The sequence below is a fragment of the Streptomyces niveiscabiei genome, from assembly GCF_001419795.1.
GTDB lineage: Bacteria > Actinomycetota > Actinomycetes > Streptomycetales > Streptomycetaceae > Streptomyces > Streptomyces niveiscabiei.
In genome coordinates this window covers 1-13,172 of the sequence record NZ_LIRL01000575.1, presented here as the reverse complement: position 1 = coordinate 13,172, position 13,172 = coordinate 1, and the positions used below count along the sequence as shown (strand labels likewise).

The 13,172-nt window shown below is 71.4% G+C and carries 14 protein-coding genes; 7 read left to right on the top strand and 7 right to left on the bottom strand.

The window, feature by feature from the left end; translation table 11 throughout:
• Positions 1–318, bottom strand: a 318-nt coding sequence (locus tag AOK24_RS26730; RefSeq protein ID WP_159051993.1) for a LysR family transcriptional regulator, incomplete at its 3' end; no start/stop codon positions are given.
• Between the two features lie 120 nt (positions 319–438).
• Here AOK24_RS26730 and AOK24_RS26725 point away from each other — a divergent pair.
• From AOK24_RS26725 to AOK24_RS26715, 3 genes are read left to right on the top strand one after another with little or no spacing between them, the layout of a single operon-like run.
• Entirely contained in the window at positions 439–1,110 is a 672-nt protein-coding gene (locus tag AOK24_RS26725) for a succinate dehydrogenase (protein ID WP_055722617.1), read from the top strand.
• A 2-nt stretch (positions 1,111–1,112) separates the two neighbouring features.
• The gene (locus AOK24_RS26720; RefSeq protein WP_055722616.1) at positions 1,113–3,062 is read left to right on the top strand and encodes a fumarate reductase/succinate dehydrogenase flavoprotein subunit; all 1,950 of its coding nucleotides are present in this window, start codon (positions 1,113–1,115) and stop codon (positions 3,060–3,062) included.
• The gene (locus AOK24_RS26715) at positions 3,059–3,808 is read left to right on the top strand and encodes a succinate dehydrogenase/fumarate reductase iron-sulfur subunit (RefSeq protein ID WP_055722615.1); all 750 of its coding nucleotides are present in this window, start codon (positions 3,059–3,061) and stop codon (positions 3,806–3,808) included. Before AOK24_RS26720 ends, AOK24_RS26715 begins: the two co-directional genes overlap by 4 nt.
• 75 nt (positions 3,809–3,883) lie before the next feature.
• Here AOK24_RS26715 and AOK24_RS26710 read toward each other — a convergent pair whose 3' ends face one another.
• Entirely contained in the window at positions 3,884–5,719 is a 1,836-nt protein-coding gene (locus tag AOK24_RS26710; protein WP_159051992.1) for a HEAT repeat domain-containing protein, read from the bottom strand.
• A 275-nt stretch (positions 5,720–5,994) separates the two neighbouring features.
• Between AOK24_RS26710 and AOK24_RS26705 the strand changes: the two genes are divergently transcribed.
• From AOK24_RS26705 to AOK24_RS26695, 3 genes are read left to right on the top strand one after another with little or no spacing between them, the layout of a single operon-like run.
• Entirely contained in the window at positions 5,995–6,765 is a 771-nt protein-coding gene (locus AOK24_RS26705; protein WP_055722613.1) for a GNAT family N-acetyltransferase, read from the top strand.
• Positions 6,765–7,526, top strand: coding sequence for a lysophospholipid acyltransferase family protein (locus AOK24_RS26700; RefSeq protein WP_055722612.1), 762 nt, complete (start codon positions 6,765–6,767; stop codon positions 7,524–7,526). The genes AOK24_RS26705 and AOK24_RS26700 overlap by 1 nt, the downstream gene beginning before the upstream one ends.
• 4 nt (positions 7,527–7,530) lie before the next feature.
• A complete protein-coding gene (locus tag AOK24_RS26695) occupies positions 7,531–8,571 on the top strand; it encodes an NAD-dependent epimerase/dehydratase family protein (protein WP_055722611.1) in 1,041 nt (346 codons plus the stop codon).
• Here the strand turns inward: AOK24_RS26695 and AOK24_RS26690 are convergent.
• The 3 genes from AOK24_RS26690 to AOK24_RS26680 are packed head-to-tail and all read right to left on the bottom strand — an operon-like array spanning position 8,535 to position 11,107.
• Positions 8,535–9,536, bottom strand: coding sequence for an LLM class flavin-dependent oxidoreductase (locus AOK24_RS26690; protein ID WP_055722610.1), 1,002 nt, complete (start codon positions 9,534–9,536; stop codon positions 8,535–8,537). The genes AOK24_RS26695 and AOK24_RS26690 overlap by 37 nt on opposite strands.
• Positions 9,537–9,543: 7 nt before the next feature.
• Positions 9,544–10,614 carry a LacI family DNA-binding transcriptional regulator gene (locus AOK24_RS26685; RefSeq protein ID WP_079057000.1) on the bottom strand — a complete coding sequence of 357 codons (1,071 nt, stop codon included), beginning with the start codon at positions 10,612–10,614 and terminating at the stop codon, positions 9,544–9,546.
• Between the two features lie 40 nt (positions 10,615–10,654).
• Positions 10,655–11,107, bottom strand: coding sequence for an Lrp/AsnC family transcriptional regulator (locus AOK24_RS26680; protein ID WP_055722609.1), 453 nt, complete (start codon positions 11,105–11,107; stop codon positions 10,655–10,657).
• An 81-nt stretch (positions 11,108–11,188) separates the two neighbouring features.
• Here AOK24_RS26680 and AOK24_RS26675 point away from each other — a divergent pair, with 81 nt between their 5' ends.
• Positions 11,189–11,800 (top strand): LysE family translocator, encoded by a 612-nt coding sequence (locus AOK24_RS26675; RefSeq protein WP_055722608.1) that lies wholly within the window; start codon positions 11,189–11,191, stop codon positions 11,798–11,800.
• A gap of 25 nt (positions 11,801–11,825) precedes the next feature.
• Here the strand turns inward: AOK24_RS26675 and AOK24_RS26670 are convergent, their stop codons facing one another.
• Both AOK24_RS26670 and rpmF read right to left on the bottom strand, forming a co-directional pair.
• Positions 11,826–12,983 carry a GTP-binding protein gene (locus AOK24_RS26670; protein WP_240554130.1) on the bottom strand — a complete coding sequence of 386 codons (1,158 nt, stop codon included), beginning with the start codon at positions 12,981–12,983 and terminating at the stop codon, positions 11,826–11,828.
• Between the two features lie 2 nt (positions 12,984–12,985).
• A complete protein-coding gene (gene rpmF / locus AOK24_RS26665) occupies positions 12,986–13,156 on the bottom strand; it encodes a 50S ribosomal protein L32 (RefSeq protein WP_010359363.1) in 171 nt (56 codons plus the stop codon).
• Positions 13,157–13,172 lie beyond the last annotated feature (16 nt).

Here is a 13,172-nt window from a genome sequence, read left to right as displayed (position 1 = left end):
CAGCAGCCCCGTGCACAGACTCGGCGTCGCCCCAAGACGCACCCGCCCGCCCCTCAACTGGACCAGTTCCCGCACTTCGTAGCGCGCGGTCTCGGCGTCCGCGAGGATGCGGCGGGCCAGCGGGAGGAGCGCCTCACCGGCGTCCGTGAGCGTGATGTTGCCCCGGGCCCGCAGGAAGAGATCCGCGCCCAGCTCCCGCTCCAGCGCCTTGATCTGTTGCGACAGCGAAGGCTGCGCGACGTGCACGGCCTCGGCGGCCCGGGTGAAGTGACGGGTCTCCGCGACGGCGACGAAGTACTGGAGCTGCTGGAACTGCATGCCCCCACCATAGGCTCCGGCTATCGAATCAAGCCGGACCATGTCTTGGACCGATGGGCCGGAACGCGTCTAGCGTTCTGAGCCATGGCTCTGGCAACGCGGACGGACCGACGGCCGTCGATGGCGCGCACCGTGTGGGACTCCTCCGTCGGCAAGAAGACCGTGATGGCCGTCAGCGGCCTGATCATGCTCGGCTACCTCGTCGTCCACATGCTCGGCAACCTGAAGATCTTCTTCGGCGCCGGCGAGTTCAACCACTACGCCCACTGGCTGCGCACGATCGGCGAGCCGTTCATGCACTACGAGTGGACCCTGTGGGTGATCCGCGTGGTGCTGGTGATCGCCGTGGTCGCCCACGCGGTCTCCGCCTACCAGCTCAGCCGCCGCGACCTCAAGGCACGGCCCAGCAAGTACGTGCACGCCAAACGGCGTGCCAGCTACGCGACGCGCACCATGCGCTGGGGCGGGATCATCCTCGCCCTGTTCATCGTCTGGCACATCCTCGACCTGACGACCGGCACCGTCCACAGCGGCGGCTTCCAGGAGGGCAAGCCGTACCAGAACGTCGTGGACACCTTCTCCACCTGGTACGGCAACGCCATCTACATCACGGCGATGCTCGCCCTCGGCCTGCACGTGCGGCACGGGTTCTGGGCCGCCGCGCAGACCCTCGGCGCCGGGAGCCGGACCCGCGACCGCGCCCTCAAGACCACGGCAAACGTCCTCGCGCTGCTGCTCACGGCCGGTTTCATCGCCGTACCCGTGGGCGTCATGACCGGAGTGGTGAGCTGACCATGACCCCTTACACCGAGTACACGACCGGTGCGCCGGTCGCCGACACCAAGGCGCCCTCGGGCGCGATCGCCGAGCGCTGGGACACCCGCCGCTTCGAGGCGAAGCTCGTCAACCCGGCCAACCGGCGGGGGCACACGGTGATCGTCGTCGGCACCGGGCTCGCCGGAGGCGCGGCGGGCGCGACGCTCGCCGAACAGGGCTACCACGTCGTCCAGTTCTGCTACCAGGACTCCCCGCGCCGCGCCCACTCCATCGCCGCGCAGGGCGGCATCAACGCCGCGAAGAACTACCGCAACGACGGCGACTCCATCCACCGCCTGTTCTACGACACCGTCAAGGGCGGCGACTTCAGGGCCCGCGAGTCCAACGTCCACCGCCTTGCGCAGATCTCGGTCGAGATCATCGACCAGTGCGTGGCCCAGGGCGTGCCGTTCGCCCGGGAGTACGGCGGGCTCCTCGACACGCGGTCCTTCGGCGGCGTCCAGGTCTCCCGTACCTTCTACGCGCGCGGGCAGACGGGACAGCAACTCCTCCTCGGCGCCTACCAGGCGCTGTCGCGGCAGATCGCCGCCGGGAACGTCGAGATGCACCCGCGCACCGAGATGCTCGACCTGGTCGTCGTCGACGGGAAGGCGCGCGGGATCGTCGCGCGGGACCTGATCACCGGGCGCGTCGAGACGTACTTCGCGGACGCCGTCGTCCTCGCCAGCGGCGGGTACGGCAACGTCTTCTACCTGTCGACCAACGCGATGAACTCCAACGCGACGGCCGTGTGGCGGGCGCACCGGCGCGGCGCCTACTTCGCCAACCCCTGCTTCACGCAGATCCACCCCACGTGCATCCCGCGCACCGGCGACCACCAGTCGAAGCTGACCCTGATGAGCGAGTCGCTGCGCAACGACGGGCGGATCTGGGTGCCGAAGGCGAAGGGCGACACGCGGCCCGCGAACCAGATCCCCGAGGACGAACGCGACTACTACCTGGAGCGGATCTACCCCTCCTTCGGTAACCTCGTCCCCCGCGACATCGCCTCCCGCGCCGCGAAGAACGTGTGCGACGAGGGGCGCGGCGTCGGCCCCGGCGGGCAGGGGGTCTACCTGGACTTCGCGGACGCCGTAAAGCGCATGGGGCGCAAGGCGGTTGAGGCGAAGTACGGGAACCTCTTCGACATGTACCAGCGGATCACCGACGAGGATCCGTACGAGGTGCCGATGCGGATCTACCCGGCCGTGCACTACACGATGGGCGGACTCTGGGTCGACTACGACCTTCAGACCACCGTCCCCGGCCTGTTCGCGATCGGCGAGGCCAACTTCTCCGACCACGGGGCGAACCGGCTCGGTGCGTCCGCGCTGATGCAGGGGCTCGCCGACGGGTACTTCGTGCTGCCGGCCACCATCAACGACTACCTCGCGCGCAACCCGCGCCAGGAGGAGGTCACGGCCGAACACCCCGCCGTCCAGGAGGTGTTGGCGGAGACCGAGGACCGCCTGAACCTGCTCCTCTCGGTCGACGGGGACCGCACCCCCGACTCCTTCCACCGCGAACTCGGCGAGCTGATGTGGGAGTTCTGCGGGATGGCCCGCACCGACGCCGGGCTGCGCAAGGCGCTGGAGCGCATCCCGCAGATCCGCGAGGAGTTCTGGCGCCGCATCAAGGTCCCCGGCACCGGCGAGGAGTTCAACCAGTCGCTGGAGAAGGCCAACCGCATCGTCGACTACCTCGAACTCGCCGAGCTGATGTGCCTCGACGCGCTGCACCGCGCCGAGTCCTGCGGCGGGCACTTCCGCGAGGAGTCCCAGACGCCGGACGGCGAAGCCGCCCGCCACGACGAGGAGTTCGCCTACGCGGCGGCCTGGGAGTTCACCGGCACCGGCGAGGCGCCCACGCTCCACAAGGAAGACCTCGTCTTCGAGTACGTCCACCCCACCCAGCGGAGCTACGCATGAGGCTCACCCTGCGCGTCTGGCGCCAGCGCGACACCGAGGCCGACGGGGCCATGTCGACGTACGAGGTCGACGGGATCTCGCCCGACATGTCGTTCCTGGAGATGCTCGACACGCTCAACGAAGACCTGATCCTGCGCGGCGAGGAACCCGTCGCCTTCGACCACGACTGCCGCGAAGGCATCTGCGGCGCCTGCTCCCTCGTCATCAACGGCGACGCGCACGGACCCGAACGCACCACGACCTGCCAACTCCACATGCGGTCCTTCTCCGACGGCGACACGATCGACGTAGAACCCTGGCGGGCCTCCGCGTTCCCCGTCATCAAGGACCTCGTCGTCGACCGCTCCGCCTTCGACCGCATCATCCAGGCCGGCGGCTACATCACCGCCCCCACCGGCGCGGCCCCCGAAGCCCACGCGACCCCCGTCCCGAAACCCGACGCCGACTTCGCCTTCGAACACGCCGAATGCATCGGCTGCGGAGCCTGCGTCGCCGCCTGCCCCAACGGCGCGGCCATGCTGTTCACCTCGGCCAAGGTCAACCACCTCAACGTCCTCCCCCAGGGAGCACCCGAGCGCGAGACCCGGGTCCTGGACATGGTCGCCCAGATGGACGAGGAGGGCTTCGGCGGCTGCACCCTCACGGGCGAGTGCGCGACAGCCTGCCCCAAGGGCATTCCGCTGGTGTCCATCACGAGCATGAACAAGGAGTGGCTCCGGGCCACCCGCAAGGCGGGCAAGCGGTAACCCGCCCGAAGACGTTCGCCGACAAGGTGCGGACGGGCGGGACCGGAGTGGTGCTCAATTCCGGTCCCGCCAAGGTCATGGGAGCAACTGGTCGATGAGCGCCCGGTGTTGTTCGTCGTCGAGGACGGCTCGGTAGCCGCCGTCGAGGGAGAGGCGGCGGTCCTGGTCGCGGAGGGACCGGAGCGCGGAGGCCGCGGCGGGGGAGAGGGCGGCGTCGAAACGGGCCAGCGCCTCCAAGGCTCTGCGGAAGGTGCCGTAGTGGTCGCCACCTGCGGCGAGCGCGAGGAGGGGTTCCTCCAGGGCGGGTTGGAAGGGGGAGGGGTCACCGGTGATCGCCCAGAGGGCTGCTGCGGCTTGGGGCTTCCCCCATCCCCCGGGTTCCTCCAGGAGGGTGCGCAGGTGGTCGGCGTAGGGCGCCGCGCCGGTCCCCGAGGCCACGAGGTCGTCGAGGTAGGGAGGCTCGCTGCCGGGTTCTGCGGCGCCGATGCTCCAGAGGGCCGAACGCAGCCGGGGCTGGTTCTGCTCGGGCGCGACGGCCAGGCGTGCGCGCAGCGCGGGGGCGGCCGGCGAGGCGGCCGGGCCGATCGTGGCCAGCGCCTCGATGGCCTCGTGCGAGCCTCGGGACGCCCAGGCGGTGAGTTCCGGGAGCGCGGGGAGTGCGGTCCGGCCCCAGGACGCGAGCGTCGACAGGAGGTCGGAGAGTGGTGCTCTGTCGCGTGTCACGAGCTGGCGGCGCAGCTCCTCCCTGATCTGCGGCAGCAGGACGTCCGCGTGAGCGCGGAGCGGGGACAGGACGTCGAAGACTTCGGGGCGGTGCGGTGCATGGAGGGCGTAGCCGCGTCCGTACTCCTCGCGGTACGGGTCGCACAGGCGGGTGACCAGGCCGGGCAGGATGCGGGGGTCCTCCTGGCGGGCCAGAGCCCAGGTCGCCTGTTCAGCGACCGTGTCGTCCAGCGCGTCGTCCTGCGCGGTGTCGTCGAGGAGGGCGGTCAGGCCGTCGGCGTACTCGGTGGCGCGGCGGCCGAGTCCTGCCAGGACGTGGACGGCTCTCAGCCGTACGGAGACGTCCGGGTGGTTCATCAGGGCGCCCGCCGGCGGGAGCAGTGCCGGTTCCACGGACCTGCGGGTCGTCAGCAGGAGCCACGCCGCGTCCAGCGCCGCCCGCAGCAGGTCGGCATCCCGCGTCGCGCCGGTCAGCCGTGTGAGGAACTCCGCTGCCAGGGAGGGGACGTCGGTGAACAAGGAGAACGTGTGGAACGCCATGCTCTCCAGGCCCTGGGGCACCTCGATCTGCGGCAGGTACCAGAGGGCCTCCCACCCCGCCCGCAGTGCGGGGTCCGTGAGGGTCTCCACCAGCAGGTCCATCTCGGCCTCGGCGACGTGAACGTCCCCGAGGGCGTGTACGGCGGCGACCCGCACGAAGGGATCGCCGTCCCGCAGGAGGGGGCGGATCCCGGCGGACGCTTCTCCCGTCTCGCCGAGCGTCAGCAGCAGCGTGATCCGTACCGACAGGTCCCCCTCGACGCGCCACCGCTCCCACAGAGCCGGGACCCCGTCGGCCAGGGGGATCGCCGCGCGGCGTATCTCCGGGTCGGCGTCGCCGAGGAGGGCGCCGATCGTGTCGTACGCCTTCGTCCACGCGGCCGGCCAGTCCTCGTCCACGAGGTGGGGCGGACACTCCTGGTGGACCTCCGCGAGGTGGACCAGGAGGTGCACGGCCGGCAGGCGGTCGTCCAGGACCGGACCGGTGGCCAGGTCCACGATGAACGGCAAGGCGGCCGTCGCGGCGGAGGAGATGCCGAAGACCGGGAGCGCGAGGGCGTCGAACAAGGGGGACCAGACCCTGTCCGGCACGGCCGACCCGTCCCGGTACAGCCGCCGCAAGGATCTGCGGACTTCCTTGACCGACATGTCGGGATCCACCGTCGCCAGCCGATCCCACGCCACCGAGTCCAACGCCGTTTCCAAGATCCACCCCAGGACTGAAGACGCTCCTGAACCCTCCAGGGTTGCCTCCCGGCCACCACCCCGACCCCGGAACCGGACCCCCCGGACACTTACCCCGAGTCGTTCAGCCTCCGCACATCAAAGGTGCCGGAAGTGGTCACGTACACGCCAACCGGCGTCGGAAGAACAGGGACGGCGGCACCGCTCGCCGTCGTTCGCCTGGTACTCGGGAGTGAGTTATGACCGGCGTTTCCACGCTCGACCGTCCCCAGCAGAATGTGGCGCCGATGCGCTACGCCGTGAGTCTGGCGCGTAGTGAGGAGGAGGTGCGGGCCGCGCAGAGGCTGCGGTACGAGGTGTTCGCGGGGGAGATGGGGGCCCTGCTCGGGGGGACGGAGCCGGGGCTTGATGTCGACTCGTTCGACGCTTACTGCGATCACCTGCTCGTGCGCGAGACCGGGACCGGGCAGGTGGTCGGGACGTACCGGCTGCTCCCGCCGGAGCGCGCGGCCGTCGCCGGACGCCTGTACTCCGAGGGCGAGTTCGACCTCGCGCCGCTCGCCGCGATCCGCCCGAACCTCGTCGAGGTCGGCCGCTCCTGTGTGCACCCCGAGCACCGGGACGGCGCGGTGATCTCGCTGATCTGGGCCGGCATCGCCCGCTACATGGTCGACGGGGGCCACGAGTGGCTGGCGGGCTGCTGCTCCGTGCCGCTCGCCGACGGCGGGAAGCTCGCCGCCGCCACCTGGGACCGGGTCCAGGCGAAGAACCTCGCGCCGGAGGAGTTGCGGGTACGCCCGCTGCTGCCGTGGGTGCCGAAGGAGCCCGCCCCGGCGGAGCGCACCGAACTGCCCGCGCTGCTGCGCGGCTACCTGCGGCTGGGCGCCTGGGTGTGCGGGGAGCCCGCGCACGACCCGGACTTCGGGGTCGCCGACCTGTACGTGCTGCTGTCGATGCGCAAGGTCAACGCCCGCTACCTGCGCCACTTCCTCTCCCTCGTCCCGGCCTGATGAGCGTCTGGCTGCCCAGCGCGCCCTGCACCCCGAGGGCGTGCATCCAGCAGGGGCGCTGCACGCGCGGGTGGGGTGCGCCGAGGCTGCTGGCCGTGGTCGCGCTGATCCTCGCCGGGATCGCGGGCTCCTTCGTCGTGCGGTGGCTGCCGGGCGCGCTGGTGCGGGCCTGGGCGCGCGGCGTCGTCCGCGCCTGCGGCGTACGCGTGCGGATCACCGGGGCCGCGCCCCCGGACGGCGGGCTGCTGGTCGTCGCGAACCACATCTCGTGGCTGGACGTGCCGCTGCTCGCGGCCGTGCGGCCCGCGAGGATGCTCGCCAAGCGGGAGATCCGGCAGTGGCCGCTCGCGGGCCCGATCGCCGCGCGCGCCGCGCTGTTCATCGACCGGGACCGGCTGCGCGCCCTGCCGGGCACGGTCGCGCACATCGCGCGGGCGCTGCGCGGGGGACAGGCGGTCGCCGTGTTCCCCGAGGGCTCCACCTGGTGCGGGCGCGAGCACGGCCGGTTCCGGCGCGCGGTGTTCCAGGCCGCGCTGGACGCCGGAACACCCGTACAGCCGGTCCGCATCCGCTACCGCACCGCCGACGGCCGGGAGAGCACCGCGCCCGCGTTCATCGGCGACGACACCCTCCTCGCGTCCGTGTGGCGGGTCGTCACCGCGCGGCGCCTCGTCGCCGAGGTCGAGGTCCTGCCGCTCGTCGACCCCGCGGAATACCCCGACCGCAGGTCTCTCGCCCGCGCGGCCGAAGTGGGATCATGACCGGGTGGATACGGTCCTTGTCACGGGCGGCAGCGGCTTCGTCGCCGCCCATCTGGTACGGGAGTTGCTGGAGCGGGGCTACCGGGTGCACGCCACCGTCCGCAGCCTCACGGCCACCGCGAAGGTCGCCCCGCTCACGGCACTCGGCGAGCAACACCCGGGCGCGCTCAGGCTGTTCGAGGCCGACCTGATGCGGGACGGCTCCTTCGACGAGGCGGCGCGGGACTGCTCCGTCGTCTTCCACGTCGCCTCGCCCTTCCTCATGCCGGAGAAGATCAAGGACGGCCAGAAGGACGTCGTCGACCCCGCGCTCACCGGAACACACAACGTCCTCGGGGCAGTTGAACGCACGGAGAGTGTCCGCAGGCTCGTGTTCACCTCCACCGTCGGCGCGATCTTCGGCGACTACTCCGACGTACTCACCGACATGGGCGGCGAGTTGACCGAGAAGTACGTCAACTCCAGCAGCACGGTGGCCAACAACCCGTACCACTACGCCAAGACCGTCGCCGAACAGGCCGCTTGGGAGGCGCACGGCGCTCAGGACCGCTGGTCCATGGTCGCCGTGAACCCCGGGCTGATCCTCGGGCCCTCCCTCACCCCGGCCTCCGACTCCGGCAGCCTCTTCCTCCTCGACGAGCTGTTCAAGGGCTACTTCTGTTACGGCGCACCGGACTTCAGCTTCACCACGGTCGACGTCCGCGACGTCGCCCTCGCGCACATCGCCGCCGCCGAGAACCCCGGCGCGCACGGCCGGTACATCCTCGCCGAGCGGGAGATGACGTCGTTCCACCAGATGGCGACGGTGATCCGACGGCACCACAAGAACTGGCGGCTGCCCCGAACGGCCTTGCCGCACTGGCCCGTTCGCATCCTCGGGCCCGCGTTCGGGCTCACCCAGGACTACATCCGGGGCCACCTCGGCATCCGCTTCACCGTCGACAACCGGCGCAGCACCGAGGAGTTGGGCATCCGCTACCGGCCGGTCGAGGAGACGCTGCTCGACCACTACCGGTCGTGGACGACGTCCGCCAGCCGCCGGTAGGAGTCGAGCAGGGCCGCCCGGTCGTACGTACTCGTCGTCACCAGCACCTCCCGCGCGCCCGTCTCCTTGACCAGCCGCTCCAGGCCCTCGGCGACCTGCTCCTCGGTGCCGGCGAGATGGCCGGTCAGGGCGTCGGCGTAGAAGCCCCGCTGCTTGGCGGTCATCTCGCGGTGCTCGGCGTCCTCGGCGGGCGGCAGGGGCGGGAAGGCGCCGTGCGTGCGGGAGTACGCCGACGACCAGGCCTCCGGGACCAGGATGCGGTGGGCGGCCTCGGGGGTGGCGGCGACCGCGATCGTGCCCGAGATGACGACGTACGGCTCGGCCGCCCAGGGGGAGGGGCGGAACGCCGTCCGGTAGTGGTCGATGCCGGACAGCATCTTGTCGCGGCTGCGCAGGTCGCCGATGACCATCGGGAGGCCGAGGCGTGCGGCGATGCCGGCGCCCTCGCCCATGGCCAGCACGAACGGCGGCACGGTGAGGCCCTCCGCGGGGCGGGCGTGGACGCCGGTCGGGGAGGTGCCCGCGAACCAGCCGAGCAGCTCCTCGATCTGCGCGGCGAAGTCCTCGGCGGCGTCCTTGTCGTGACCGAGCGCCTTGCGGACGCCGTCCGTGAAGCCGACCGAGCGGCCGAGGCCCATGTCGACGCGGCCCGGGTACAGCGACTCCAGGACCCCGAACTGCTCGGCGACGACCAGCGGGCGGTGGTTCGGCAGCATCACGCCGCCCGTGCCGACGCGGATCGTGCTCGTCGCCCCGGCGACGGCCGCCGCGAGCACCGTCGGCGCGGAACCGGCCACGCCGGGGACGCCGTGGTGCTCCGACACCCAGAACCGGTGGTAGCCCAGCGCCTCGACGTCCCGGGCCAGCGCGACCGTGTCCCGTAGCGCCTCGGCGGGGGAGTGGCCCTCGCGGGTGCGGGAGCGGTCGAGGACGGAGAAACGCGTTGCTGCGAGCAGTGAGGTCACACAGGGTTCAACGCTGTGCGGCGCGGGAGATTCCTGGCGGCGCCACCGACCGGCGTACGACCAGCTGGGTCCCGAGCACGACATGGTCGTCACGCCCCCGCTCCTGCGCCTCCCGCAGCGCCAACCGCACCGCCGTACGCCCGAGTTCCTCGTACGGGACCCGTACGGTCGTCAGGCCCGGCGTCAGGTCGGCGGCGAACGGGACGTCGTCGAAACCGATCACCGAGACGTCCTCCGGCACCTTCAGCCCCGCCTCCTTCAGCGCCGCCAGCGCGCCGACCGCGACCATGTCCGTGCCCGCGAAGACGGCCGTGAAGCGCACGCCCGCGCGCAGCGCGTCCCGGGTGCGGAGGTAGCCGGAGGAACGGGAGAAGGGGCCCGGTACGTCCAGCTCGGCGTCCGGCGCGACACCGTGCCCGCGCAACGCCTCCTCGAAACCCGCCCGGCGCTGCTCGGCCGTACTGAAACGCCGCTCCCCGCCGAGGAACAGGATGCGGCGGTGCCCGGCGATCAGCAGGTGCGACGCGGCCTGGAAGGCGCCCGCGCGGTTGTCGTACTCGACGACCGACGCCGGTATCCCGGACGCCAGCGGCGGCCTGCCGACCAGCACCAGCCGTGACCCGGCCGCGTCCAGCGCCCGCGCGTACCCGGCCGTACGGCGCCGGTACGCGTCGTCCAGGAACGCGCCCCCGACCAGCAGGACCGCCGCCGCGTGCTGCTGGCGGGCGAGCTGCACCAGCGCGTCCTCGCGCGCCGGGTCGTCGCGGGTCGCGCACACCAGGCTGAGCCGGCCCCGGTCCGCCGCCTCCTGCTCGACCCCGGCGGCGACATGCGCCAGCGATGGGCCTGTGATGTCCTTCACGACCAGCGCGATCGGGCCCGCGACCTGGCCGGACAGGGCCTTGGCGTGCACGTTCACGACGTAGTGCAGCGCCTCGACGGCGGCCAGCACGCGCCTGCGGGTGTCCTCCGACACCGGGTAGTCGCCCGCGAGGGTCCGGGAGACGGTGGCCACCGACACACCCGCGCGCGCGGCGACGTCCCGGATCGTGCTGGGGCGTTGCTTTTCCCTGGTCACGGGGGCTGACGTTACTAGACGGGCGCACCGGTCGTGCCGGTCACTCCGGCAGCGGGCGGTCGTCCACCACGTGCTTCATCACCAGCGTCGAGTTCAGGCGCTGGACGCCCGGCAGCGTCGCGAGGCGTTCGTCGTAGAGGCGCTGGTAGGCGGCCAGGTCGGCGGTGACCACCCGCAGCAGGTAGTCCGGGTCGCCGAACAGGCGCTGCGCCTGGACCACGTGCGGTACGGCCGCGAGGGCCGCCTCGAACTCCGCGACCGTGTCCCGGTCCTCCAAGCGCATCGTGACGAAGATCAGCGCCTCGAAGGCGAGGCCGACCGCCGCCGGTTCGACCACCGCGCGGTACCCCTTGATCGCACCCGAGCGCTCCAGGTCGCGCAGGCGGCGGTGACAGGGGGAGACGCTGAGCCGCACGCGGGCGGCGAGGTCGGTGATCGTCAGACGGCCGTCGAGCTGGAGCTCGGTAAGAATTTTCCGGTCTATGGCATCCACGGGGAGATTCTCCCCCTGAAGGGCCGGAAGCGCGGAAAAGACAGGAACATGTTCGGGGTGTTCCTCCCTAATCTTCCCCGCATGGACATATCGACCGTCGTCGCCTTCCTCGCCGTCGACCTGCTGCTCGTGTGCACGCCGGGGGCGGACTGGGCGTACGCGATCTCCGCCGGGCTGCGGGAGCGGGCCGTCCTGCCCGCCGTCGCCGGGCTCGTCACGGGGTACGTCGGGTACACGGTGCTCGCCGTCGCCGGGCTGGTCGTGGTCGTCGCGAGTTCGACGGCCCTGCTGACCGCGCTGACCGTCGCCGGGGCCGGATACCTGATGTGGCTGGGGTGGGGGGTGCTGACCCGGCCCGCCGCCGTGGGGGCGTCCGAGGCGGTCGCCGAATCGCCCGGGCGGATTCTGCTCAAGGGGGCCGGGATCAGCGGGCTGAATCCCAAGGCGCTGCTGTTGTACTTCTCGCTGTTCCCGCAGTTCGTCGACGCGGGGTCCGGGTGGCCGGTGGCCGCTCAGACGGGGCTGCTCGGGGTGCTGCACACGGCAGCCTGCGCCGTCGTCTACCTCGGGGTGGGGTTCTTCGCCGGGGCCGTGCTGCGGACACGGCCCGGGGCGGCGCGGGTGGTGACCCGGGTGTCGGGGGTGCTGATGGTGGTGATCGGCGGGGTGCTGCTGGCCGAGCAGGTCCGCTGAGCCCGTTGCCTGCCGGGCCTTGCCGTCAGGCCGCGTGCTCGTGCTCGCAGGTGTCGTCGATCCCGTGGGTCTCCCACTCGGGGAAGGGGTCCTCGCCGACCTGCTCGCCCGGTGCCAGGAGGCAGTCCGACAGGGCGAGATGGAGTTCGTCCGCCTTCAACTCCGTGCCGATGAACACCAGTTCCTGAGCGTACGGCGCCTCTTCGTCGCGGGCCGCCGAGGGTTCGAAGCGGGCGACCGTACCCGCCTGCGACCACAGGCCGGTGACGTGCGGGCGGGTCGAGAGGGTGAAGAAGCCCTTCGAGCGCAGGATCTTGCCGTACCTCCCGCCGTCCAGGCGCTCGGTGACGAACGTCCACAACCTGCCCGGGTGGAAGGGGAGTTCGGAGCGGAACACGGTCGACGAGATGCCGTACTCCTCCGTCTCCGGGACGTGGTCGCCGTTCAGCTCCTTGACCCAGCCCGGTGCCTGCTGGGCCCGCTCCAGGTCGAAGCGGTTCGTGTCCAGGACCTCGCGGAGGGGGACACGGCTCCTGGTCGCCGTGACGATCCTGGCCGTCGGGTTGAGGCGGGTGAGCGTCGCGTGGAGATGGTCGGCCGTGGGGGTGTCGACCAGGTCCAGCTTGTTCAGGACGATGACGTCCGCGAACTCGACCTGGTCGATCAGGAGGTCGCTCACCGTGCGCTCGTCGTCCTCGAAGGGGGCGAGGCCGCGCTCGGCGAGTTCGTCCCCGGCGTCCAGTTCCGTGAGGAAGTTCGCCGCGTCGACGACCGTCACCATCGTGTCCAGGCGGGCCACGTCACCCAGGGTGGCGCCGTCGTCCCGCGCGAACGCGAAGGTCGCGGCGACCGGGAGCGGTTCCGAAATTCCACTGGACTCGATCAGAAGGTGATCGAAACGGCCCTCCCGCGCGAGGCGGTCCACTTCTTCCAGGAGGTCGTCCCTGAGCGTGCAGCAGATGCAGCCGTTCGTCATCTCGACGAGGCGTTCCTCCGTGCGCGAGAGCGCCGCCTCGCCGCCCCGCACCAGGGCCGCGTCGATGTTCACCTCGCTCATGTCGTTCACGATCACCGCGACCTTGAGGCCCTCGCGGTTGTTCAGGACGTGGTTGAGGAGCGTCGTCTTGCCCGCGCCGAGGAAGCCGGAGAGGACGGTCACCGGGAGACGGTCGTGCTGGGTCACGGTCAGCCTTCGGGGTGGAGGAGGCCGCGCTCGTACGCCTTGACCAGGTTCTGGGGGACGAGGTGCTGGACGCCGTCGATGGTCACGGGGACCAGGGCGGGGACGGTCGCCTTCCACTGGGCGCGGCGGTGGCGGGTGTTGCTGCGGGACATCTTGCGTTTGGGGACGGCCATGGGGGCTCCTCGGGGT

What these genes read in the sequence shown, in the direction of transcription:
- AOK24_RS26725 (WP_055722617.1), top strand. Translation starts at nt 439, where the DNA reads ATGGCGCGCACCGTGTGGGACTCCTCCGTCGGCAAGAAGACCGTGATG.
- AOK24_RS26675 (WP_055722608.1), top strand. Translation starts at nt 11,189, where the DNA reads ATGGACATATCGACCGTCGTCGCCTTCCTCGCCGTCGACCTGCTGCTC.
- rpmF (WP_010359363.1), bottom strand. Translation starts at nt 13,156, where the DNA reads ATGGCCGTCCCCAAACGCAAGATGTCCCGCAGCAACACCCGCCACCGC.
- AOK24_RS26700 (WP_055722612.1), top strand. Translation starts at nt 6,765, where the DNA reads ATGAGCGTCTGGCTGCCCAGCGCGCCCTGCACCCCGAGGGCGTGCATC.
- AOK24_RS26710 (WP_159051992.1), bottom strand. Translation starts at nt 5,719, where the DNA reads ATGTCGGTCAAGGAAGTCCGCAGATCCTTGCGGCGGCTGTACCGGGAC.
- AOK24_RS26715 (WP_055722615.1), top strand. Translation starts at nt 3,059, where the DNA reads ATGAGGCTCACCCTGCGCGTCTGGCGCCAGCGCGACACCGAGGCCGAC.
- AOK24_RS26705 (WP_055722613.1), top strand. Translation starts at nt 5,995, where the DNA reads ATGACCGGCGTTTCCACGCTCGACCGTCCCCAGCAGAATGTGGCGCCG.
- AOK24_RS26720 (WP_055722616.1), top strand. Translation starts at nt 1,113, where the DNA reads ATGACCCCTTACACCGAGTACACGACCGGTGCGCCGGTCGCCGACACC.